The sequence below is a fragment of the Mesorhizobium sp. SARCC-RB16n genome, assembly GCF_008520305.1.
Lineage (GTDB): Bacteria > Pseudomonadota > Alphaproteobacteria > Rhizobiales > Rhizobiaceae > Mesorhizobium.
In genome coordinates this window covers 31,326-53,715 of the sequence record NZ_ML703269.1, presented here as the reverse complement: position 1 = coordinate 53,715, position 22,390 = coordinate 31,326, and the positions used below count along the sequence as shown (strand labels likewise).

Annotated in this window: 21 protein-coding genes, 1 pseudogene and 1 riboswitch; of the genes and pseudogenes, 3 read left to right on the top strand and 19 right to left on the bottom strand. The window is 62.9% G+C overall.

All coding sequences use genetic code 11. The annotated features are described in order from the left end of the window. Positions 1-251 precede the first annotated feature (251 nt). Both C7I87_RS16920 and mce read right to left on the bottom strand, forming a co-directional pair. Positions 252-536 carry a DUF1467 family protein gene (locus C7I87_RS16920; RefSeq protein ID WP_149905274.1) on the bottom strand — a complete coding sequence of 95 codons (285 nt, stop codon included), beginning with the start codon at positions 534-536 and terminating at the stop codon, positions 252-254. After that, on the bottom strand, positions 533-937 hold the full coding sequence (gene mce, locus C7I87_RS16915) for a methylmalonyl-CoA epimerase (protein ID WP_149905273.1): 405 nt from the start codon (positions 935-937) through the stop codon (positions 533-535). The genes C7I87_RS16920 and mce overlap by 4 nt, the downstream gene beginning before the upstream one ends. A gap of 125 nt (positions 938-1,062) precedes the next feature. Here mce and C7I87_RS16910 point away from each other — a divergent pair, with 125 nt between their 5' ends. Next, a complete protein-coding gene (locus tag C7I87_RS16910) occupies positions 1,063-1,926 on the top strand; it encodes an MBL fold metallo-hydrolase (RefSeq protein WP_149905272.1) in 864 nt (287 codons plus the stop codon). Positions 1,927-1,940: 14 nt separating this feature from the next. On the opposite strand, the gene C7I87_RS16905 is transcribed toward C7I87_RS16910, so the two are convergent. The 17 genes and pseudogenes from C7I87_RS16905 to C7I87_RS16825 all read right to left on the bottom strand — a co-directional run bounded on the left by C7I87_RS16905 (position 1,941) and on the right by C7I87_RS16825 (position 20,149). After that, complete coding sequence (locus C7I87_RS16905; protein WP_149905271.1) at positions 1,941-3,611, bottom strand: ribonuclease J; 1,671 nt, start codon at positions 3,609-3,611, stop codon at positions 1,941-1,943. Positions 3,612-3,705: 94 nt separating this feature from the next. Continuing rightward, a complete protein-coding gene (locus C7I87_RS16900; RefSeq protein ID WP_149905270.1) occupies positions 3,706-4,527 on the bottom strand; it encodes a biotin--[acetyl-CoA-carboxylase] ligase in 822 nt (273 codons plus the stop codon). A 4-nt stretch (positions 4,528-4,531) separates the two neighbouring features. Further along, entirely contained in the window at positions 4,532-5,968 is a 1,437-nt protein-coding gene (gene nuoN / locus C7I87_RS16895; RefSeq protein ID WP_149905269.1) for an NADH-quinone oxidoreductase subunit NuoN, read from the bottom strand. Between the two features lie 19 nt (positions 5,969-5,987). Further along, entirely contained in the window at positions 5,988-7,493 is a 1,506-nt protein-coding gene (locus C7I87_RS16890) for an NADH-quinone oxidoreductase subunit M (RefSeq protein WP_149905268.1), read from the bottom strand. Continuing rightward, positions 7,493-9,466 (bottom strand): NADH-quinone oxidoreductase subunit L, encoded by a 1,974-nt coding sequence (gene nuoL / locus C7I87_RS16885; protein WP_149905267.1) that lies wholly within the window; start codon positions 9,464-9,466, stop codon positions 7,493-7,495. The genes C7I87_RS16890 and nuoL overlap by 1 nt, the downstream gene beginning before the upstream one ends. A gap of 10 nt (positions 9,467-9,476) precedes the next feature. Beyond that, on the bottom strand, positions 9,477-9,785 hold the full coding sequence (nuoK, locus tag C7I87_RS16880) for an NADH-quinone oxidoreductase subunit NuoK (RefSeq protein ID WP_149905266.1): 309 nt from the start codon (positions 9,783-9,785) through the stop codon (positions 9,477-9,479). 1 nt (position 9,786) lies between these two features. Then, entirely contained in the window at positions 9,787-10,407 is a 621-nt protein-coding gene (locus C7I87_RS16875; RefSeq protein WP_149905265.1) for an NADH-quinone oxidoreductase subunit J, read from the bottom strand. A 240-nt stretch (positions 10,408-10,647) separates the two neighbouring features. Beyond that, positions 10,648-11,139, bottom strand: coding sequence for an NADH-quinone oxidoreductase subunit NuoI (gene nuoI / locus C7I87_RS16870; protein ID WP_013531098.1), 492 nt, complete (start codon positions 11,137-11,139; stop codon positions 10,648-10,650). Then, positions 11,139-12,182 carry an NADH-quinone oxidoreductase subunit NuoH gene (gene nuoH, locus C7I87_RS16865; RefSeq protein ID WP_023763315.1) on the bottom strand — a complete coding sequence of 348 codons (1,044 nt, stop codon included), beginning with the start codon at positions 12,180-12,182 and terminating at the stop codon, positions 11,139-11,141. The genes nuoI and nuoH overlap by 1 nt, the downstream gene beginning before the upstream one ends. Positions 12,183-12,184: 2 nt before the next feature. Further along, a complete protein-coding gene (nuoG, locus tag C7I87_RS16860; protein WP_149905264.1) occupies positions 12,185-14,266 on the bottom strand; it encodes an NADH-quinone oxidoreductase subunit NuoG in 2,082 nt (693 codons plus the stop codon). Positions 14,267-14,339: 73 nt separating this feature from the next. Then, positions 14,340-15,029, bottom strand: coding sequence for an NADH-ubiquinone dehydrogenase (locus tag C7I87_RS16855; RefSeq protein ID WP_149905263.1), 690 nt, complete (start codon positions 15,027-15,029; stop codon positions 14,340-14,342). 67 nt (positions 15,030-15,096) lie between these two features. Then, positions 15,097-16,401 carry an NADH-quinone oxidoreductase subunit NuoF gene (gene nuoF / locus C7I87_RS16850; RefSeq protein ID WP_149905262.1) on the bottom strand — a complete coding sequence of 435 codons (1,305 nt, stop codon included), beginning with the start codon at positions 16,399-16,401 and terminating at the stop codon, positions 15,097-15,099. Positions 16,402-16,423: 22 nt separating this feature from the next. Then, positions 16,424-17,413: pseudogene (gene nuoE, locus C7I87_RS16845) on the bottom strand (NADH-quinone oxidoreductase subunit NuoE); the annotation flags it as partial. Next, positions 17,414-18,604, bottom strand: a complete 1,191-nt coding sequence (locus C7I87_RS16840; protein ID WP_149905260.1) for an NADH-quinone oxidoreductase subunit D — start codon at positions 18,602-18,604, stop codon at positions 17,414-17,416. Beyond that, positions 18,605-19,207, bottom strand: a complete 603-nt coding sequence (locus C7I87_RS16835) for an NADH-quinone oxidoreductase subunit C (RefSeq protein ID WP_149905259.1) — start codon at positions 19,205-19,207, stop codon at positions 18,605-18,607. It lies immediately after the preceding gene. A 4-nt stretch (positions 19,208-19,211) separates the two neighbouring features. Then, positions 19,212-19,793 carry a NuoB/complex I 20 kDa subunit family protein gene (locus C7I87_RS16830; RefSeq protein WP_015317338.1) on the bottom strand — a complete coding sequence of 194 codons (582 nt, stop codon included), beginning with the start codon at positions 19,791-19,793 and terminating at the stop codon, positions 19,212-19,214. Then, a complete protein-coding gene (locus tag C7I87_RS16825) occupies positions 19,784-20,149 on the bottom strand; it encodes an NADH-quinone oxidoreductase subunit A (RefSeq protein WP_010910112.1) in 366 nt (121 codons plus the stop codon). The genes C7I87_RS16830 and C7I87_RS16825 overlap by 10 nt, the downstream gene beginning before the upstream one ends. 335 nt (positions 20,150-20,484) lie before the next feature. Between C7I87_RS16825 and C7I87_RS16820 the strand changes: the two genes are divergently transcribed. Both C7I87_RS16820 and C7I87_RS16815 read left to right on the top strand, forming a co-directional pair. Further along, positions 20,485-21,684, top strand: a complete 1,200-nt coding sequence (locus C7I87_RS16820) for a winged helix-turn-helix domain-containing protein (RefSeq protein WP_149905258.1) — start codon at positions 20,485-20,487, stop codon at positions 21,682-21,684. 29 nt (positions 21,685-21,713) lie between these two features. Further along, positions 21,714-21,922, top strand: a riboswitch (cobalamin riboswitch). A gap of 37 nt (positions 21,923-21,959) precedes the next feature. Beyond that, positions 21,960-22,388, top strand: coding sequence for a DUF1636 family protein (locus C7I87_RS16815; protein WP_149905257.1), 429 nt, complete (start codon positions 21,960-21,962; stop codon positions 22,386-22,388). Positions 22,389-22,390 lie beyond the last annotated feature (2 nt).

Sequence of the window (22,390 nt, the reverse complement as noted above, 5' to 3'; positions counted from 1 at the left end):
ACGCGGTCAAAGTCTTGGGAGGATGCGATCTAGGCGCGGTTACTCGCTGCCGCCGGACACCGGAAACAGATCGGACGCGTTTAATTGCAAGGCCTTGTGCCTTGCATTTTTTTTGTGCAATCATCTGGTTAGCGCCGCGAATTACCAGGCTACATGACCTTGCGTCAGCCTCCCATGGCCGCCGGGCGGGGCTGCATCTCAAGTCCATCCGCAGCGCTCCGATCTCGTCGGAACACCGTTGCCGGGGCTCTCTACTTCGCTGGGCTCTGGCCGAAGTCCGGCACGATGTGCGGGATGTCGTTGAGGCTGTATCCCAGCCCGTGCGTCAAACCATAGAAAATGCCCATCAGGATCGCCGTCGCGATGGTGGTGCGGATCACGGCACGCAACATATGCGGCCCGCGCGGCGCGCTCGGAACCGTGCCCAGCGTCACGTCGTGATCGTCCTCCTGCGTCTTGACGCTGAACGGCAGAACGGCAAACAGCACCACCCACCAGGTCGCGAAAAACAGGGCGGTGAACGAAACCCAGCTCATGATTGCTCCAGTTCGATCAGCGTACCGAAGAAATCCTTCGGATGCAGGAACAGCACCGGTTTGCCATGGGCGCCGATCTTGGGATCGCCGTCGCCAAGCACGCGGGCGCCGGCGCCCTTGAGCTGGTCGCGCGCGGCCAGGATGTCGTCGACCTCGTAGCAGAGATGGTGCATGCCGCCCGACGGATTCTTCGCCAGGAATGCCGCGATCGGCGAGCCCTCGCCAAGCGGCTCCAGCAATTCGATCTTGGCGTTGCCGACATTGACGAACACCACGGTGACACCATGCTCCGGCAAGGCCTGCGGCTCGGTCACTTCGGCGCCGAGCGTGTTGCGGTAAGCTGCAACGGCGGCAGCCAAATCCGGCACCGCAAGCGCGACATGGTTCAGCCGTCCGAGCATGTCCGAGCTCTTCTCCCAGGTCCAATGACTGGCGTCATACGTCAAATCGACCGAGACCAACAGCCATTCGGGAGGCGCGCACTGTCGCACCTGTTCCAACTGATATCAGCAAAGTACAAAGGGAAATGTCCGGAATCAGCCCTGCCCGTGCCCGCGTTTTCACCTTCGATCTTGGGTCGTTCAAAGTAGCCGCCCTGCTCGACGCCGTCGATATCAGAGACGAGCTTGCATCGGCCTTCGCGGCCGGACAGCCGCCGGCCGCCGTGCTCGAACTCGCGGTCTCGAACTTCATCGACCCAGATCGCTACGAGCATTGCTTCATCCCGACGCTGATCGACATCGGTTCCGAAAAGATCCTGTTCGACACTGGATGCGGGGATGAGGACAGTTCACTCCTGGAGTGTCTGCAAGCCCTTGGGTTCGGCCCCGATGACATCGATGTGGTGGTCATCACGCACGGGCACCCGGACCACATTGGTGGGCTTGTCAGGAATGACCAACCCGTCTTCAGCCGAGCGCGATACGTATTTGGCAGGGCGGAATTCGCCTTCTGGACCGAGGGAAATGCAGTGCGTGCGCCCAGGTTGGCCAATCGTGATCTCTTCAGGCGAATCTGCACCGGGCTCGCCGATCGCGCGACATTCATTGCGCCTGGATACGAAGTGGTGCCGGGCATCACTGCCATCGACGCGGCGGGCCACTCACCCGGGCTTTTGGCATTCCTTGTCGAAAGCGGCGGCCAGCAATTGCTGATCTGGTCGGACGCTTTCCTGCACTATGTCGTGTCCATCCAGCGTCCGGAGTGGCATGCCGATTTCGACGACGACAAGGAAAAGGCAACCGAGACCCGCAAGCGGTTGCTGAGGATGGCTGCGGAACGACGCCTGCTCGTCGCCGGCCATCACATGCCGTTTCCGGGCCTGGGCTATGTCGGGCAGACAGGTGGGTCCTTTCGCTGGATTCCGGTCAGCTACCAGCTGAACGTCTGAGCACCCGCCCCTTTTCAACGGGTGACGAACACCGTAACCAGCGGTTTCTTGCCCCATGCTTCGTTGGCCGCACCGCGCACCGCGCGCCGCACCGCCTCCTGCACGAGGTCGAGGTCCTTGCGGCGCTGACGGGGGATCGATTCGACCGCGCCAACGGCCGCATCGATCATCAGGTCCTCGAGCGCCTCGCCACGAGCATCGGCCTCGGCGACGCCGATGGCGACCAGATCGGGATCGCCCGCCAGTTCATACTTCTCGTCGAGAACGACATTAACCGCGACATGACCGGCAAAGGACAATTTGCGCCGGTCGCGAATACCCATCGCCTGATCGGTACCGATCAGGTTGCCGTCCTTGTAGACGCGGCCGAACGGCACCTGGTCGATGATGGTGGCGGGACCTGGCGCGAGCCGCAGTATGTCGCCGTCGCGCACCTGCGCCACCTGGCCGATGCCGGAGGTCGACATCAGCGAGCCCTGCGCCACCAGATGCGCGGCCTCGCCATGCACGGGAACGCCGATCTGCGGACGCACCCATTCATACATCTTGCGCAGCTCACTGCGGCGGGGATGGCCGGAAACGTGCACCAGCGCGTCGCCATCCTCGATGATCTTGATGCCGAGATCGATCAGGCGGTTCTTGATTTCGAGAATCGCCTTCTCGTTGCCGGGAATGGTGCGCGAGGAAAACACCACCGTGTCGCCCGCTGTCAGAGACACCGATTTCATCTCGTCGCGTGACAGTTTCGCCAGCGCCGCCAGCGGCTCGCCCTGGCTGCCGGTGCAGATGATGACCAGGTTCTCGCGCGGGATGAAACCGAAATCCTCCTCGGCGATGAACTCCGGCAGCCCGTCCATGTAGCCAAGCTCGTCAGCCACATCGATGACGCGCTTCAGCGAGCGGCCGAGCACCAGGCACTGGCGGCCGGCATCGCGCGCCGCCCTGGCGATCGAGACGATGCGTCCGACATTGGAAGAAAATGTGGTGACGGCGACGCGGCCCTTGGCGGCCTGGATGACGCCTTTCAGGCCCTCGCCCACGGCCACTTCCGAAGGCGACTCGCCTTCGCGCAGCGCATTGGTCGAATCGCAGATCAGCGCCAGCACGCCCTTGTCGCCATAAGCGCGGAAGCGCGCCTCGTCGGTCTTGGGTCCGATCGTCGGTTCCGGATCGATCTTCCAGTCGCCGGTATGGATGACGGTGCCGGCAGGCGACGTGATCGCCAGCGACATGGGTTCGGGAATGGAGTGCGCCACCGAAATGGCTTCGATCTCGAAGGGACCGACGGTGAACTTTTCGCCGGCCCGGTAGATCGTCAGCGGGATCTTGGGCGCGCCCTGCTCGCCCTGCCGCTTGGCTTCCAGCAGCCCGGCGCTGAACGGTGTCATCCAGACCGGCGCCTTCAGCTTCGGCCAGATGTCGAGCAGCGCGCCGTAATGGTCCTCATGCGCATGGGTGATGATGATGCCGCGCAGATTGGCGAGGTTCTCCTCGATGAAGCGCGTGTCGGGCAGGATCAGGTCGACGCCCGGATGCGCCGCGTCGGGAAAGGTGACGCCGACATCGATGACGATCCACTCGCGCGCGCTCGGCGGGCCGTAGCCGTAGAGGGCGAAGTTCATGCCGATCTCGCCGACGCCGCCGAGCGGCACGAAGACGAGTTCGGCGTTGTCCGCTTTCGCCATGATTTTTCCCTTCCTGGCCCTCAGGCCAAGCCGTTAAAGCAATTCAAGCAAAAGTGTCTAACGGTTTTCAGTCCGGAATTGCTCAAAAACAAAACTAAATCCGCGCGGACCCGACCGCGCCGAAATGCACATCGCCGGCGGCGACTGTCAGAACAGACCCGTCATCGTCGCGGATCACGAAACGGCAGTCCTCGTCAATGGTCTCGAACACGCCACGCACCACATTGCCGTCAATTCTGACAGCAACCTCGCCGCCAAGGCCCGCGGCGCGGGCCAGCCAACGCTTCCTGATGGCGGCAAGGCCACGCCCTTCGTCCCAAAGGCGGGCATTCTCGCTCCAGGCATCCGACAGCGCCAGAAACAGGGTTTCGGCATCGCAAGCCGCGCCCAACGCATGAAGTGACGTCGCGGGATACGGCAAATCCTGCGGGTACGCCACCACGTTGACGCCGATGCCCACCGCCACCGCGAAGCGACCACCGTCAAGCATCGCCGATTCCAGCAGGATGCCGGCGAGCTTGGCCCCAGAGGCGAGCACGTCGTTCGGCCATTTGAGCTCGAAGCGGTTCTGGCCCTGGCTCGCGCCATCGAGGCCTATCGCGATGCGGCCCTTCGGCACCACCGCGTCGAGCGCGTCGGCCAGCGCCAGCCCGGCGACAAAGCCGAGCGTCGCGGCAAGGCGAAGTTCGCCGCCGGTGATGACGAGCAACGTCGCCGCCAGATTGCCTTCCGGCGTTGCCCAGGCACGGCCACGCCGGCCACGCCCGCTTTCCTGCTTCTTGGAAACGACCCAGAGCTTGCCCGGATCGCCCGCCCGGGCATGGTCCAGTGCCAGAGCGTTGGTGGAGCCGACACTGTCATGCGCCTCGAGCCGGAACCCTTCCGACGCCGAGGTTGGAGCCAGCCGAAATGCCATCCCGTCAGAAAAAGGTCTTGGCGGCGGCTTCGGCGTAGGTGCCGATCGGACCGCCGATCAGCACATAGAACAGCACGAAGGCGCCGGAGACCCCGAGCACGAGGCGCAGTTCACTGGCCATCGGCACGAAGCCACCGACAGGCTCATCGAACCACATGATCTTGATGATACGCAGATAGTAATAAGCGCCCACTACCGAGGCCAGCACGCCGATGATCGCCAGCGCATAGAGATTGGCGTTGATGGCGGCGAGGAAGACGTACCACTTCCCCCAGAAGCCGGCGAGCGGCGGGATGCCGGCCAGCGAGAACATCAGGACGGTCAGGATCGTCGCCATGATCGGGTTGGTCGAGGAAAGCCCGGCCAAATCGCTGATCTGCTCGACATTGCCTTCCTTGCGCCGCATGGCGAGGATGAAGGCGAAGGTGCCGAGCGTCATCACGAGGTAGATCAGCATGTAGATGGCGACGCCGCGCACTCCGGCCTGGCTGTTGGCGGCAAGGCCGACGAGCGCGTAGCCCATGTGGCCGATCGAGGAATAGGCCATCAGGCGCTTGATGTTGGTCTGGCCGATCGCGGCGAAGGAGCCGAGCGCCATCGAGGCGATCGAGATGAAGACGACGATCTGCTGCCAGTCTGCGGCGATCGGCTTGAACGCGCCCATGGTGACACGCACGATCAGCGCCATCGCCGCCATCTTGGGTGCGGCCGCCAGGAAGGCGGTCACCGGCGTCGGCGCGCCTTCATACACATCGGGCGTCCACATATGGAACGGCACCGCGGAAATCTTGAAGGCAAGACCGGCCAGCACGAAAACCAAGCCGACGACGAGGCCGAGCTGGCGCTCGCCGCTGCCCAGCGCCGTGGCGATCTCGTGGAAGCCCACATTGCCGGTGTAACCATAGACTAGGCTGATGCCATAGAGCAGCATGCCCGAGGACAGCGCGCCAAGGACGAAATATTTGAGGCCCGCCTCGGTCGAACGCAGATTGTCGCGATTGATCGCCGCCAGCACGTAGATCGCCAGCGACTGCAGTTCGAGGCCGAGATAGAGCCCGACCATGCCGTTGGCCGAGATCATCAGCATCATGCCGAGCGTGCAAAGCAGGATCAGCACCGGATATTCGAACTTGTCGAAACGCTCCGTCTTGGCAAAGCGCATCGACATGACCAGCGTCACCGCCGAGCCGACCAGCGCCAGCACCTTCATGAAGCGGGCGAAGGAATCCTGGACGAAGGCGTTGCCATAGGCGCTGCCCTGCCCTGCGTGGAAGATCAGCCAGGCGCCCGCGATTACCAGCACGGCGACAGCAAGGCCGGTCACCGTATTGGCGGTGTTGGAACGCGAATAGGCCCCGACCATCAGCAGCGCGAGCGCGCCGATGGCAAGGATCAGCTCGGGCGTCGAGAGCGACAGGCTGGAAAGAAGGTCCGGCGTCATGGTTCGCAAACCCCCTGGGTCAGTTCGCCGCCGCGGTCTGCGCGGTGCCGATGGATGCGGTGACATTGGTGACGAGCGACTTGACCGACTGGGCCGTCGCGTTGAAGACGGGTGCGGGATAGACGCCGAAGAAGATGACCAGCACGACCAGCGGATAGATGATCGCCTTCTCGCGAGTTGACAGATCGAGCAGCCCTTTCAGGCTGTCCTTGGTCAGCGCGCCGAAAATCACCCGGCGATAGAGCCAAAGCGCGTAGGCGGCTGACAGGATGACACCGGTCGCGGCGAAGAACGCCACCCAGGTGTTGACCCGGAAAACACCCAGCATGGTCAAGAACTCGCCGACGAAGCCCGACGTGCCAGGCAGGCCGACATTGGCCATGGTGAAGATCATGAACACGGTGGCGTATTTCGGCATGTTGTTGACAAGGCCGCCATAGGCCGCAATCTCGCGCGTGTGCATGCGGTCATAGATGACGCCGACGCACAGGAACAGCGCGCCCGAGACCAGGCCGTGGCTGAGCATCTGGAAGATCGCGCCCTGCACGCCTTCCTGGTTCATGGCGAAGATACCCATGGTGACGAAGCCCATATGGGCGACCGACGAATAGGCGATCAGCTTCTTCATGTCCTCCTGCATCAGCGCCACCAGCGAGGTGTAGATGATGGCGACGACCGACAGCGTGAACACCAGCGGCGCGAACATTTCGGACGCCATCGGGAACATCGGCAGCGAGAAGCGCAGGAAGCCGTACCCGCCCATTTTCAGCAGGATGCCGGCCAGAATGACGGAACCTGCCGTCGGCGCCTCGACGTGCGCGTCCGGCAGCCAGGTATGCACCGGCCACATCGGCATCTTCACCGCGAAGGAGGCGAAGAAGGCTAGCCACAGCCAGGTCTGCATGTTGGCTGGGAAGCTGTGCGTCAAAAGCGTCGGGATGTCGGTGGTGCCGGACTGGTAGAACATCGCCATGATGGCGAGCAGCATCAGCACCGAGCCGGCGAGCGTATAGAGGAAGAACTTGAACGAGGCGTAGACGCGCCGCTTGCCGCCCCAGACGCCGATGATGATGAACATCGGGATCAGGCCGGCTTCGAAGAAGACGTAGAACAGCACGATGTCGAGCGCGCAGAACACGCCGATCATCAGCGTTTCCAGAAGCAGGAAGGCGATCATGTAGGCCTTGACGCGCTTCTCGATCGCTTCCCACGACGCCAGGATGCAAAGCGGCATCAGGAAGGTTGTCAGGATGACGAACAGCATGGAAATGCCGTCGACGCCCATATGGTAGGAAATGCCGGAGTCGAGCCAGGCGACCTTTTCGACGAACTGGAAGCCGGCCTGCGAATTGTCGAAGCCTGCCCAGATCAACAGCGACACCAGGAAGGTGAATGCCGTGGTTATGAACGCAATGGCGCGGATGTTGCGGCGCGCATTTTCGCTGTCATCGTTGATGAACAGGATCAGCAGCACACCAACCAGCGGCAGGAAGGTGACCAGCGAGAGAATTGGCCAGGCGGTCATCAGAGCATCATCCAGGTGACGAGTGCGGCAACGCCGATCAGCATGGCGAAGGCATAGTGGTAGAGGTAGCCGGTCTGCAGCTTGACGACGCGGTTGGTGACATCGACGACGCGCGCCGAAATGCCGTCAGGCCCGAGCCCATCGATGATGGTCCCGTCGCCGGTCTTCCACAGGAAGGAACCGAGACGCTTGGCCGGCCGCACGAACAGGAAGTCGTAGAGTTCGTCGAAATACCACTTGTTGAGCAGGAAGTCGTAGAGCCCGCGATGGTGGGCAGCGAGGTTCCTCGGCATGTCCGGCGAGCGGATGTAGAACTGCCAGGCCAGCGCGAGCCCGATCAGCATGGCGATGAAGGGCGACAGTTCGACCCACAGCGGCAATTCATGGATCTCGTGCAGGATATGATTGTCCGGCAGCGTGAACAGCGACGCCTTCCAGAACTCGGCATAGCCTTCGCCGATGAAGGAATTGTGGAAGATGATGCCGGCAAACAGCGCGCCGGCCGCCAGGATGAACAGCGGCACCAGCATTACCGGCGGCGATTCGTGGACGTGATGCATCACCTCATGGCTCGCTCGCGGCTCGCCGTGGAAGGTCATGAAGATCAGCCGCCAAGAATAGAAGGAAGTGAAGCACGCGGCGATGACCAGCAGCACGAAGGCCAGGCCCGCGACCGAATTGTGGCCGGCGAAGGATGCTTCGATGATGGCGTCCTTGGAGAAGAAGCCGGCGGTGCCGATGACGGTCACCGGAATGCCGACGCCGGTCAGCGCCAGAGTGCCGATCACCATCATCCAGTAGGTGGTCGGGATCAGTTTCCTCAAACCGCCCATCTTGCGCATGTCCTGCTCGTCGGAGACGGCATGGATGACCGAGCCGGAGCCGAGGAACAGCAGCGCCTTGAAGAAGGCATGCGTGAACAAATGGAAGATCGCCGCGCCATAGGCGCCGACGCCGAGCGCCACGAACATGTAGCCGAGCTGCGAGCAGGTCGAATAGGCGATGACGCGCTTGATGTCGTTCTGGACGAGACCGACTGTCGCGGCGAAGAAGGCGGTGAAGGCGCCGATGAAGGTCACCACCGTCAGCGCCGAATGCGACAGCTCGAACAGCGGCGACAGCCGTGCCAGCATGAACACGCCGGCCGTCACCATGGTGGCGGCATGGATGAGCGCCGACACCGGGGTCGGGCCTTCCATGGCGTCCGGCAGCCAGGTGTGCAGCGGCACCTGCGCCGACTTGCCCATGGCACCCATGAACAGCAGCAGGCAGACGACGGTCATCGCGGCCTGCTTGTCCAGCGCATGGCCGAGGAATGTGAGCACGGCCGCTCCCTGCGGCGCGCCTTCAGCAGGAATGAACGTCGCCGCATTGGCGAAGATGGTGCCGAGATTGACCGAGCCGAACAGCACGAAGAGGCCGAAAATGCCGAGCGCGAAGCCGAAATCGCCGACGCGGTTGACGACGAAGGCCTTGATGGCGGCGGCATTGGCCGAGGGCTTCTTGTACCAGAAGCCGATCAGCAGGTAGGACGCGAGGCCCACCCCTTCCCAGCCGAAGAACATCTGCACGAGGTTGTCGGCCGTCACCAGCATCAGCATGGCGAAGGTGAACAGCGACAGATAGGCGAAGAAGCGCGGCCGGTTCGGATCGTGGTGCATGTAGCCGATCGAATAGACGTGAACCAGCGCCGACACGGTGTTGACCACCACCAGCATCACCACCGTCAGCGTATCGATCCTGAGTGCCCAGGAGACATCCAGGCCGCCGGACTGGATCCAGTGCAGCACCGGCACGGTGAACACCTCGCCATGGCCGAAGCCGACGCTGAAGAAGGCGATCCATGACAGCACGGCCGCGATCACCAGGAAGCCCGAGGTGATGTATTCGGATGCCTTGGCACCGAGCGACGTGCCGAACAGGCCGACGATCAGAAAGCCGAGCAGTGGAAGGAAGACGATCGCTTGATACATAGTCGCCCCGTCAACCCTTCATGGTGTTCACGTCTTCGACCGCGATCGAGCCACGGTTGCGGAAGAAGACGACGAGAATGGCAAGTCCGATGGCGGCTTCAGCCGCTGCGACCGTCAGCACGAACAGCGCGAACACCTGGCCGACCAGATCGCCGAGCGCCGCCGAAAAGGCGACGAAGTTGATGTTGACCGCGAGCAGGATCAATTCGATCGACATCAGGATGACGATGATGTTGCGGCGGTTGAGGAAGATGCCGAACACGCCGAGCGTGAACAGGATCGCCGATACGGTCAGATAATGTGCGATGCCGACGACCATCTCAGACTCCTTCGCCCGACTTGACCTTGCGGATTTCCATGCCGGTCGCCGCGGTGCGGCCGACCTGGGCTGCGATCGACTGCCGCTTGACCCCTTCCTTGTGGCGTAGCGTCAGGACGATGGCGCCGATCATGGCGACCAGCAGGATGAGGCCCGAAATCTGGAAGTAGTAGAGGTAGTCGGTGTAGAGGATGTCGCCGAGCGCTGCCGTGTTCGAGCGCGCGGCGAGATCCGGGATGGGCTTTGCGATCGTCGAGGCGAGCTTCGGCGCGAAGGTGTAGCCGCCCAGCACGACGATCAGCTCCGCCGCCAGGATCAGCCCGACCAGCGCGCCGATCGGCGCGTATTGCAGGGCTCCCTCCTTCATCTCCGCGAAGTCGACGTCGAGCATCATGACGACGAACAGGAACAGCACCATGACAGCGCCGACATAGACGACGAGCAGGATCATCGCCAGGAACTCGGCGCCCGTCAGCATGAACAGGCCGGCGGCGTTGAAGAAGGTCAGGATCAGGAACAGCACCGAATGCACGGGGTTGCGCGACGAAATGACCATGAACGCCGACGCCACGGCGACAAAGGCGAAGAGGTAGAAAAAGGCCGCCTCTAGTCCACTCAGCATTGGGGATCCCCCGGTTCCTGTCCAAACAGGACAATCGTCCTGTTCGTTATCTCTGGCTTCGTCCTATTTCCGATACCGAAGCCGCGTTGTCCTATCGCATGTTCCGATCGCGTTGAAATACCCGATCGAAAAAAACATGCGACACTTTTGTCTTCCGGAGGATGATCTTGTCCGAAACGTCTGCAACTTTTCGGGATCATTCTCTGGACGAGGACCCTCGCCCCGTCCATGCGTCAAATGTCAACGATAGGGCGAGTCCAGCGAGATGTTGCGCGCCAGTTCGCGCTCCCACCGGTCGCCATTCGCCAGCAGCCTGTCCTTGTCGTAGTAGAGTTCCTCGCGCGTCTCCGTCGCGAACTCGAAATTCGGCCCCTCGACGATGGCGTCGACCGGGCAGGCCTCCTGGCAGAAGCCGCAATAAATGCATTTCACCATGTCGATGTCGTAACGCACCGTGCGGCGCGTGCCGTCATTGCGGCGCGGGCCGGCCTCGATGGTGATCGCCTGCGCCGGGCAGATCGCCTCGCACAGCTTGCAGGCGATGCAGCGTTCCTCGCCATTGGGATAGCGGCGCAATGCATGCTCGCCCCGGAAGCGCGGGCTGGTCGGGCCCTTCTCGTGCGGATAGTTGATCGTCTCCTTCGGTGCGAAGAACTGGCGCATCGACAGGAAAAAGGCGCTGACGAAATCCTGCAGCAGCAGCGATTTTGCGGCTTGGGACAGAGCGGACATCACGCAAACCCCGTGATCTTGAGGAAGGCCGCGGTGGCGACGACCATGAACAGCGAGATCGGCAGGAACACCTTCCAGCCCAGCCGCATCAGCTGGTCGTAGCGGTAGCGCGGCACGAAGGCCTTCACCATCGAGATGCCGAAGAACACGAAGCAGACCTTCAGCACGAACCAGATCACGCCGGGCACCCAGGTGAAAGGCGCGAAGTCGAAGGGCGGCAGCCAGCCGCCGAGGAACAGGATGGTGGCCAAGGCGCACATCAACACGATGGCGACATACTCGCCGAGGAAGAACAGCAGGAACGGTGTCGACGAATACTCGACCATGTGGCCGGCGACCAGCTCCGATTCGGCTTCGACCAGATCGAAGGGCGGACGGTTCGTCTCGGCCAGGGCCGAGATGAAGAAGATGATGAACATCGGGAACAGGGCCAGCCAGTTCCAGTCGAGGAACGTGTTGGGCAGGCCGAGCCGCGTACCAAGCCCACCCTGCTGCGACAGCACGATATCGCTGAGGTTGAGCGAGCCGGCGGTGAGCAACACGGTGACGATGACGAAGCCGATCGAGACTTCGTAGGACACCATCTGCGCCGCCGAGCGCAGCGCGCCGAGGAACGGATATTTCGAGTTGGACGCCCAGCCGCCCATGATCACGCCATAGACCTCGAGCGAGGAGATGGCGAAGACATAGAGGATACCGACATTGACGTTGGCGATCGCCCAGCCCTGGCTGACCGGAATGACCGCCCAGGCCGAGATCGCCAGCACGGCGGAGACCAACGGCGCCAGCAGGAAAACGCCCTTGTTGGCGCCGGACGGAATGACCGGCTCCTTGAAGACGAACTTCAACAAATCGGCGAAGGCCTGCAGCGTACCCCAGGGGCCGACGACATTCGGGCCACGGCGCAACTGCACCGCCGCCCAGATCTTGCGGTCGGCGTAGAGGATGTAGGCGACGAAGATCAGCAGCACCACGATCAGCACGACTGACTTCAGAAGGATCAGCAACGCCGGCAGCACGTAGAAGGAGAAGAAGGTGTCCATGCTTATTCCGCCGCCTGCTTGAAGCCGCTCTTGGCCAGTGCCGAGCATTCCGCCATGACAGCCGATGCCCGCGCGATCGGGTTGGTCAGGTAGAAATCCTTGACCGGCGAGGTGAAGGTGCCCTTGTTCAGCCGCCCACCGAGCTTCGCGACATTGGCGATATCCCCGGCACTGCCGGCCGCGACCTGATCGATGCGGGCGAGATGCGGAAATTCACCATAAAGCTTGGCGCGCAGCTGCGGCAGAGAATCGAATGGCAGTTTCTTGCCCAGCACATCGGACAGTGCCCTGAGAATCGCCCAATCCTCGCGTGCATCGCCCGGCGCGAAGCCGGCGCGATTGGTCTGCTGCACGCGCCCCTCGGTGTTGACGTAGGTGCCGGACTTTTCGGTATAGGCAGCCGCCGGCAGGATGACATTGGCGCGGTGCGCGCCAGCGTCGCCGTGTGTACCGACATAGACGACAAAGGCGCCACCGGTCTTGCTCATGTCGATCTCGTCGGCGCCGAGCAGGAACAGCACATCCGTCTCGCCCAGCATGCCGGCAACGTTCTTGCCACCCTCGCTCGGAACGAAGCCGAGATCGAGGCCGCCAACGCGCGCCGCTGCATTGTGCAGCACGGCAAAGCCGTTCCAGTCGGTGCGGGCAGCATTCACGGCTGCCGCAAGCTTGGCCGCCTGGCCGAGCACGGCCGCACCATCGGAGCGCGCCAGAGCGCCCTGGCCGACGATGATCAGGGGATGCGTCGCCTTCTTCAGCGTCTGGAAGAACTTGCCGTTGCCGTCAGCCAGATCCTTCAGCGAGTCCGGCCCGGCGCCCAACTGTTCGTAGTCATAGCGCGTGTCGCCGACATCGCCGATGATGCCGACCGGCAGATTGCCGAGGCGCCAGCGCTTGCGGATGCGGGCGTTGAGCACCGAAGCCTCGAAGCGCGGATTGGCGCCGATGATCAGCACCGCGTCGGCCTGCTCGATGCCTTCGATGGTCGGGTTGAAGATGTAGCTGGCGCGTCCGAGCGCCGGGTCGAGTGCGGCTCCATCCTGGCGGCAATCGACGTTCTTCGAACCGAGCGAAGCCATGAGGAGCTTCAGCGCATAGATTTCCTCGACCGCGGCGAGATCGCCCGCGATCGCGCCGATCTTCTCGGGCGTCGTCTTCGACACCGCGTCCTTGATCGAAGCGAACGCTTCGGCCCAGCTCGCCGGAACCAGCTTGCCGTCCTTGCGCACATAGGGGCGGTCGAGGCGCTGCGTGCGCAGGCCGTCCCAGATGAAGCGGGTCTTGTCGGAAATCCATTCCTCGTTCACCGCTTCGTTGACACGCGGCAGGATGCGCATCACTTCGCGACCCCGGCTATCGACGCGGATCGCCGAGCCGACGGCATCCATCACGTCGATCGATTCGGTCTTGGTCAGTTCCCATGGCCGCGCCTGGAAGGCGAAGGGCTTGGAGGTCAGCGCGCCGACCGGGCAGAGATCAATGACGTTGCCCTGCAGCTCCGAGGTCATCGCCTGTTCCAGATAGGTGGTGATCTCGGCATCCTCGCCGCGGCCGATCAGGCCGAGTTCGGAAATGCCGGCAACCTCGGTGGTGAAGCGGACGCAGCGCGTGCAGTGGATGCAGCGGTTCATCACCGTCTTGACCAGCGGGCCGATATACTTGTCTTCCACCGCGCGCTTGTTCTCGTGGTAGCGCGAGGAATCGACGCCGAAGGCCATCGCCTGGTCCTGCAGGTCGCATTCGCCGCCCTGGTCGCAGATCGGGCAGTCCAGCGGATGGTTGATCAGCAGGAATTCCATCACGCCTTCCCGGGCCTTCTTGACCATCGGCGTGTTGGTGAAGATTTCCGGCGGCTCACCGTTCGGACCGGGGCGCAGGTCGCGCACGCCCATCGCGCAGGACGCTTGCGGCTTGGGCGGACCGCCCTTCACCTCGATCAGGCACATGCGGCAATTGCCGGCGATCGACAGCCGCTCGTGGAAGCAGAAGCGCGGCACTTCCGCGCCCGCGTCCTCAGCCGCCTGGAGCAGCGTGTAGTGGTCGGGTACAGTGATTTCTTTCCCGTCGACCTTGAGCTTTGCCATTCGCCTCAAACCCCTGCGGATTTCCCGCAATCTCATTTTCCGGGCGCGACAGACGCAGCGCCCGACATTTCTTTCACTTCTTCGCGGCCAGCGCCGCCGCCTGGGCAGTCCAGTCGTCACGGCCGATGCGGCCCTTGAACGACAGATAGTCGTCGACCCAGGCGATCTCTTGCGGCGACCAAGCGGCGACTTGGGCGAACGTCCAGATACCGAGGCCGTTAAGCACCTTCTCCAGCTTCGGACCGATGCCCGATATCGCCTTCAGATCCGACGGCTCCGCCGGCCTGTCCATGGCCTTGGGCTGACGGAAATCCTCGGGCATCAGCACACCGGGAGCATCGTCCGTTGCCGGAGCTGCATCGGCCACGGGCGCCGTGATGGCGGCTTCCTTGGCGGCAATGTCCGTAACTTCCTGCGCAAAGGACTGCGCCTCGGCAATCATGGTCTTCGCGGTCGCCCGCGCCTTGGTGGACGACGCGTCTTCGAATTGCTCGACGCGGGCCTCGAAATCCTCGATCAGCGGCTGCATGAGGCGCTGTGATGCCTCCGCGGCTCCCGAAAGTGCGCCCATCCAGACGCCGAACGCATGATTGGCGAGCCCCATGCCAAGCGCCGACATCGTCACCGCACCCGCGACAGGGTGCGCGAAAAGGTTGACGGCGCTTGCCATCTCCTTCGGCATCATCCTGGTCAGGTCCTGGTTCATTTTCTCGATCTGGTCCAAACTGGGCATCAATGGGTAGGGTGTCGAATACGGTGCCATAGAGTTCTCCTGGTCGTTTCTTCGTTCGCCCCGCCCCGTTTTCTTCCCGCGTTCAAAAGTTTTCTTATTATTCCGCCGCCACCATCACCGGTTCTGCCCGGTGCGCGTTCCGCGAAAACTCGTCGATGCGCCGCTCCACCTCGCCTCGGAAATGCCGCATCAGGCCCTGGATCGGCCATGCCGCCGCATCGCCCAGCGCACAGATCGTGTGGCCCTCGACCTGCTTGGTGACGTCCAGCAGCATGTCGATCTCGCGCTTTTGCGCCTCGCCGCGCACCAGCCGCTCCATCACCCGCCACATCCAGCCGGTGCCTTCGCGGCACGGCGTGCACTGGCCGCAGCTTTCATGCTTGTAGAAGTAGGACAGCCGCGCGATCGCCTTCACGACATCGGTCGACTTGTCCATGACGATGACGGCCGCCGTGCCGAGGCCCGACTTGAGGTCGCGCAAAGCGTCGAAATCCATCGGCGTGTCGATGATCTGTTCGGCCGGCACCAGCGGCACCGAGGCGCCGCCCGGAATGACCGCGAGCAGATTGTCCCAGCCGCCGCGAATGCCGCCGCAATGCGTCTCGATCAGCTCGCGGAACGGGATCGACATCGCCTCTTCGACGGTGCACGGATTATTGACGTGGCCGGAGACGCAGAACAGCTTGGTGCCGACATTGTTGGGCCGGCCGAAGGACGAGAACCAGGCCGCTCCCCGGCGCAGGATGGTCGGCGCCACCGCGATCGATTCGACATTGTTGACGGTGGTCGGGCAGCCATAGAGGCCGACATTGGCCGGGAATGGCGGCTTCAGCCTGGGCTGGCCCTTCTTGCCTTCGAGGCTTTCCAGCAGCGCCGTTTCCTCGCCGCAGATATAGGCGCCGGCGCCATGATGCATGTAGATTTCGAAATCGTAGCCCGACGTATTGTTCTTGCCGATCAGCTTGGCCTCGTAGGCCTCCTCGATCGCCCGCTGCAGCGCCTCGCGCTCGCGGATGAACTCGCCGCGCACATAGACGTAGGCGGCAATCGCGCCCATGGCGAAGCCGGCCAGGAACGCACCTTCGACCAGCGTGTGCGGATCGTTGCGCAGGATATCGCGGTCCTTGCAGGTGCCGGGCTCGGATTCGTCGGCGTTGATGACGAGATAGCTCGGCCGGCCGTCGCTCTGCTTGGGCATGAACGACCATTTGAGGCCGGTCGGGAAGCCGGCGCCGCCGCGTCCGCGCAGGCCCGACGCCTTCATCTCGTTGACGATCCAGTCACGCCCCTTGGCGACGATGCCGGGCGTGTTGTCCCAGGCGCCGCGCGCCATGGCGCCGGCCAGAGACTTGTCGAAGAGGCCGTAGATGTTGGTGAAGATGCGGTCTTTGTCCTGAAGCATTTTTCGTCCCTCAGACCGGCTTCTTGGTCGGTTTGGCGGTAGGCTGCTTGGTCTCCGGCGCCTTGAAGGCGCTGCTCGGTTCGGCCCGCTTCTTCGGCCCACTGCGCTGCTTGGAGACCTTCTCGACTTCCGGCGCCGCCTTGTTGGCGTTGGCGGCCGAATGCGGCGGGGCCGAAACGCTCGCCGCCTTCTCCGCCGCTGGCGCCACCTTGGCCTTTGAAGGCGTCTTCAAAGCCGGGCTGGTCTCAGCCGCATCGGTCTTCGGCTTGCTGGCGTTGGACGGCGCGACAGGGGGCGCCGCCGGTGCCGGCACCGGCGCCGCGATGATCGCGTCGGGCGCTGCCTTGGCAGCCTTGGCCGCTTCCCGGGCTTCACGGTCGCGGGTCGACTTGAGGATTGCCTTTTCGCTCTTCAGCGTCGTCAAACCGGAGGCCGGCTCCGAGCCGGTACGGCCGTTCTGCGGTCCCGGCGTCACCGAAGCGCCCTTGCCGGCGTCGTAGAGATCGATGATTTCGGCCAGCCGTTCCGGCGTGAGGTCCTCGAACGTGTCCTTGAACACCATGACCATCGGCGCGTTGACGCAGGCGCCGAGGCACTCGACCTCTTCCCACGACAAGGTGCCCTTGTCATTGGTGTGGAACTGGTCGTGATGGATTTTCGAACGGCAAACATCCATCAGCGCTTCCGAGCCGCGCAGCATGCAGGGCGTGGTGCCGCAAACCTGGATGTGCGCGCGTGTGCCGACCGGATTCAACTGGTACTGCGTGTAGAAGGTCGCGACTTCGAGACCGCGAATACGTGGCATGCCGAGCATGTCGGAGATGGTCTCGATCGCCGCTTTGGTGACCCAGCCTTCCTGCTCCTGCGCAATCATCAAAAGCGGAATGATCGCCGACTGCTCGCGGCCCTTCGGATATTTCTTGATCCATTGCTTGGCAGCCGCCGTATTCGCCTTGTTGAAGGCGAAGGACGCTGGCTGGACGCTGGCTTCTGCGAGACGGCGGACTGACATTTAGCGATCGACCTCACCAAACACGATGTCGAGGGAGCCAAGAACGGCGGTGACGTCGGCCAGCATGTGGCCGCGGCACAGGAAATCCATGGCTTGCAGATGCGCGAAGCCGGGGGCGCGCAGCTTGCAGCGGTAGGGCTTGTTGGTGCCATCGGAGACCAGATAGACGCCGAACTCGCCCTTCGGTGCCTCGACCGCCGCATAGACCTCGCCGGCCGGCACGCGATAGCCTTCGGTGTAGAGCTTGAAGTGATGGATGAGCGCTTCCATCGAACGCTTCATCGCCTGGCGCTTGGGCGGCACCACCTTGCCGTCGAGGTTCGACACCGGGCCGGTGCTTTCCTTGCCGAGCAGCAGGTCGACGCACTGGCGCATGATCCGTGCCGACTGGCGCATTTCTTCCATGCGCACGAGATAACGGTCGAAGCAGTCGCCGTTCTTGCCGATCGGAATGTCGAAATCCATTTCCGAATAGCATTCATAGGGCTGCGACTTGCGCAGGTCCCAAGGCGAACCCGAGCCGCGCACCATGACGCCCGAAAAGCCCCAGGCCCAGGCATCGGCCAGCGAAACGATGCCGATATCGACATTGCGCTGCTTGAAGATGCGGTTGCCGGTGAGCAGCTTGTCGAGATCGTCGATCGACTTCAGGAACGGATCGATCCACTTGCCGATGTCCTCGACCAACTGCCGCGGCAGGTCCTGGTGGACGCCGCCGGGCCGGAAATAGGCCGCATGCATGCGCGAACCGGAGGCGCGCTCATAGAACACCATCAGCTTTTCGCGCTCGACGAAGCCCCACAGCGGCGGCGTCAGCGCGCCGACATCCATCGCCTGCGTCGTCACGTTGAGGATGTGCGACATGATGCGGCCGATTTCGCAATAGAGCACGCGGATCAATTGGCCGCGCCTCGGCACCTCGATGCCGAGCAGGCGCTCGGCGGCGAGCGCGAAGGCGTGCTCCTGATTCATCGGCGCGCAATAGTCGAGCCGGTCGAGATAAGGCACCGCCTGCAGATAGGTTTTTGCCTCGATCAGCTTTTCGGTGCCGCGATGCAGCAGCCCGATATGCGGATCGACGCGGTCGACGACTTCGCCGTCGAGTTCCAGCACGAGGCGCAAAACGCCGTGCGCCGCAGGATGTTGCGGGCCGAAATTGATATTGAAATTGCGGACGGAGGTTTCAGCCATTTACTGCTTTGCCTTCTCATCCCCGGGCAGCACATAGTCGGTGCCTTCCCAAGGGGAAAGAAAATCGAAATTGCGGAATTCCTGCTTCAATTCCACAGGCTCGTAGATGACGCGCTTGGCCTCGTCGTCGTAGCGCACTTCGACGAAACCGGTCAGCGGGAAATCCTTGCGCAACGGATGGCCTTCGAACCCGTAGTCGGTTAGCAGGCGGCGCAGGTCCGGGTGGCCCGAAAACAGCACGCCATAGAGATCGTAGGTCTCGCGCTCGAACCAGTCGGCGCCGGGATAGACGCCGGTGATCGACGGCACCATCGTCTCCTCGTCGGCCTGCACCTTGACGCGGATGCGCACATTCTGCTTCGGCGAAAGCAGGTGATAGACGACGTCGAAGCGCTTGGCCCGCGACGGATAGTCGGCGCCGCAGACATCGATGATCGATATGAACTGGCAGCGCGCATCGTCGCGCAGGAAAGTCATCACTTCGACCAGATTGCCCGGCTCGACCTGAACGGTGAGCTCGCCATAGGCGAGCACCGCATCGCCGAAGCGGCCAGGCAGCTTCTCGCCGAGATAGGTCGACAGTTCGCTTAAGGAGGCGGCCATGGATTTACCGTTCGATCGTGCCGGTGCGGCGGATTTTCTTCTGCAGGAGAAGAATGCCGTAGAGCAGGGCTTCGGCGCTCGGCGGGCAGCCGGGCACATAGATGTCTACCGGCACGACGCGGTCGCAGCCGCGCACCACCGAATAGGAATAGTGATAATAGCCGCCGCCATTGGCGCAGGAGCCCATCGAGATGACGTAGCGCGGCTCCGGCATCTGGTCGTAGACCTTGCGTAGCGCCGGTGCCATCTTGTTGGTCAGCGTGCCGGCCACGATCATGATGTCGGACTGGCGCGGAGACGCACGCGGCGCGACACCGAACCGCTCCGAGTCATAGCGCGGCATCGAGGTGTGGATCATCTCGACGGCGCAGCACGCCAGGCCGAAGGTCATGAACATCAGCGAGCCGCTTCGCGCCCAGGTGATCAGCGCCTCGGTCGAGGTGACCAGAAAACCCTTGTCGGCAAGCTCATTGTTGATTTCGAGGAAGAAGGGATCGTCCTCCCCCACCGGCCTGCCGGTGTTGGGATCGATGATTCCCTTGGGCTTTGGCGCGACGAGGGTGCCTGAACTGTCGTTCAATCCCATTCCAGCGCTCCTTTTTTCCATTCATAGGCAAAGCCGATTGTCAGCACTGCCAAAAATACCATCATCGACCAGAAGCCGAGCATGCCGATCTTCGAGAAGGACACCGCCCAGGGAAACAGGAAGGCCACTTCGAGGTCGAAGATGATGAACAGGATCGACACCAGGTAGAAACGGATGTCGAACTTCATGCGGGCGTCGTCGAACGAGTTGAACCCGCACTCATAGGCGGACAGCTTTTCGGGATCGGGGTTGCGATACGCCACCAGGAACGGTGCGGCCAGCAGCGCCAGGCCGACGACCAGCGCCACGCCGATGAACAGGACGATGGGCAGGTACGAACTGAGGAGTGCGTTCATGCAGCGGCTTTCCGTTGGCGCCAATCCACGTTGATTACAGCACCGGTCCTTAATGCGGAAGCGTGACAGTTTAACCGCTGAACCGTTTTAAGGAGCTTATGCTGCAACGCGGCGAGGGTTAGCGCAGCACTTCCAGCGAAGCAAGTCAAACCTTGTTCAAAACGCCGAGCTGGACGGCATTCCGGGAGAAACTGGTCCCATACGCTCTTGTTTGATTTCCTTCGTTTTTTACTCCACTTTTCTCTCCTGACAGGGTTGCCGCCAAAACCCTGCTAGCATGGACAGGAATCACGCCTCGCAATGACGCCAGACAGGTCCATCAGAGACGCATCCGCATGAAGGAAAAGATCTCGCTTGCCGCCGCCCGGCGCATCGCGCTCGCCGCTCAGGGGTTTCTCGATCCCCGCCCCGCCGGCACGCCCGACCGCCGCCACTTCGCCCGCGTTCTGTCCCGCACCGGCCTACTGCAGATCGATTCCGTCAGTGCGGTGGTTCGCGCCCATTACATGCCGCTCTATTCGCGTCTTGGCCCCTATCCCATCGCTTTGCTCGACAACGCCGCCGTGACGCGCAAGCGCACCGTGTTCGAATACTGGGCGCATGAGGCCTCGTTCCTGCCGGTCGAGACCTACCCGCTGATGCGCTGGCGCATGCAGCGCGCCGAGCAAGGCGATGAAATGTATCTGGGCCTGGCCAAATGGGGCCGCGAGCACGCCACCTATATAGAAGAGATCTACCGCGAGGTCGTCGCGCGCGGCCCGGTCGCCGCCTCCGCGCTGGAAGGCCAGAAGGGCTCCGGCGGCTGGTGGGGCTGGAGCCACGCCAAGCATGCCTTCGAATGGCTGTTCTGGGCCGGGCGCATCACCACGGCGCATCGGCGCGGTTTCGAGCGCTTCTATGACCTGCCCGAACGCGTGCTGCCGCAGGCGATCCTCGACCTGCCGGTACCGGCCGTCGAGGATGCGCATCGCGAATTGCTGCGCATTTCCGCTCGCGCCCATGGCGTCGCGACATCAGGCGATTTACGCGACTATTTCCGCCTGTCTCCGGCGGACATGAAAGGCCGGCTGGAGGAACTGGTCGAGACCGGCGAATTGCTGCCGGTGCGGGTCGAAGGCTGGGACAAGCCGGCTTATCTTTACAACGATGCTCGTTTGCCACGCAAGATCGACGCCCGCGCTCTGCTGGCGCCGTTCGATCCGGTCGTCTTCGAGCGCTCGCGCTCGGAGCGGCTATTCGATTTCCACTACCGCATCGAGATCTACACCCCGGCCGACAAGCGCCAATACGGCTACTACGTCCTACCTTTCCTGCTCGGCGACAGGATCGTCGCGCGCGTCGACCTCAAGGCCGACCGGCCGGCCAGTGTCTTGCGTGTCCATGCTGCTTACGCCGAACCCCGCGCGCCTGCCGAAACTGCCGCCCAGCTTTTCGAGGAATTGAAGCAGATGCAGGGCTGGCTTGGCCTCGAACGCATCGAAGTGACGCCTGCCGGCGATCTGGGCCCGGCGCTGTCCGACATCGCGGTGTCGTAAGCTCGCGTTGACACCGCTGCCCGCAAGAGCCTAAATCCAGTCCAGACGGTCTCCTCTCGGCAAAGGGAGGAGCCAAGAGGGAATGCGGTGCGGGATTGAAAAATCCCAAATCCGCGGCTGTCCCCGCAACTGTAAGCGAAGAGCCAAGGCCGAAAGCCACTGGGATTGTCCCGGGAAGGCGGCTACCCAAGGCGATGACCCGCAAGCCAGGAGACCTGCCGTCTGGAATGCAAGAATCCGATCGCCCGGCGGGTTTTCCGGGCAAGGAGCCTGATTTGGACCGCGACAGCAGTTTTTCGGCTGAAACAACGGACATTTTGTCCGGCGAGGATGATTCCCTGGTCGGGATCACTGTCATCGTCTGCGCCTCCTGTCGCGACGAGACCGGCTCCGACGCCCATCCCCGGGCCGGCGAACTTTTGGCTGAAGATACGCGCCAAGCAGCCTCGAGCGAGAAAATTCGCATTCGCACCGTCGAATGCCTCGGCAATTGCAAGCGCCGGCTGAGCGCCGCGATCCTGCGCGATGGCTCTTGGAGCTATGTCTTCGGCGATCTGACCACGACCAGCGGCGCCGATCTCGTCACCGGCGCGAAACTCTTCGCTACCTCTCGCGACGGCCTCATTCCCTGGCGGGGCCGCCCCGATAGCCTCAAGCGCGGCCTCGTTGCCCGCATCCCTCCCCTCGACATGCTGAAAGACTGATC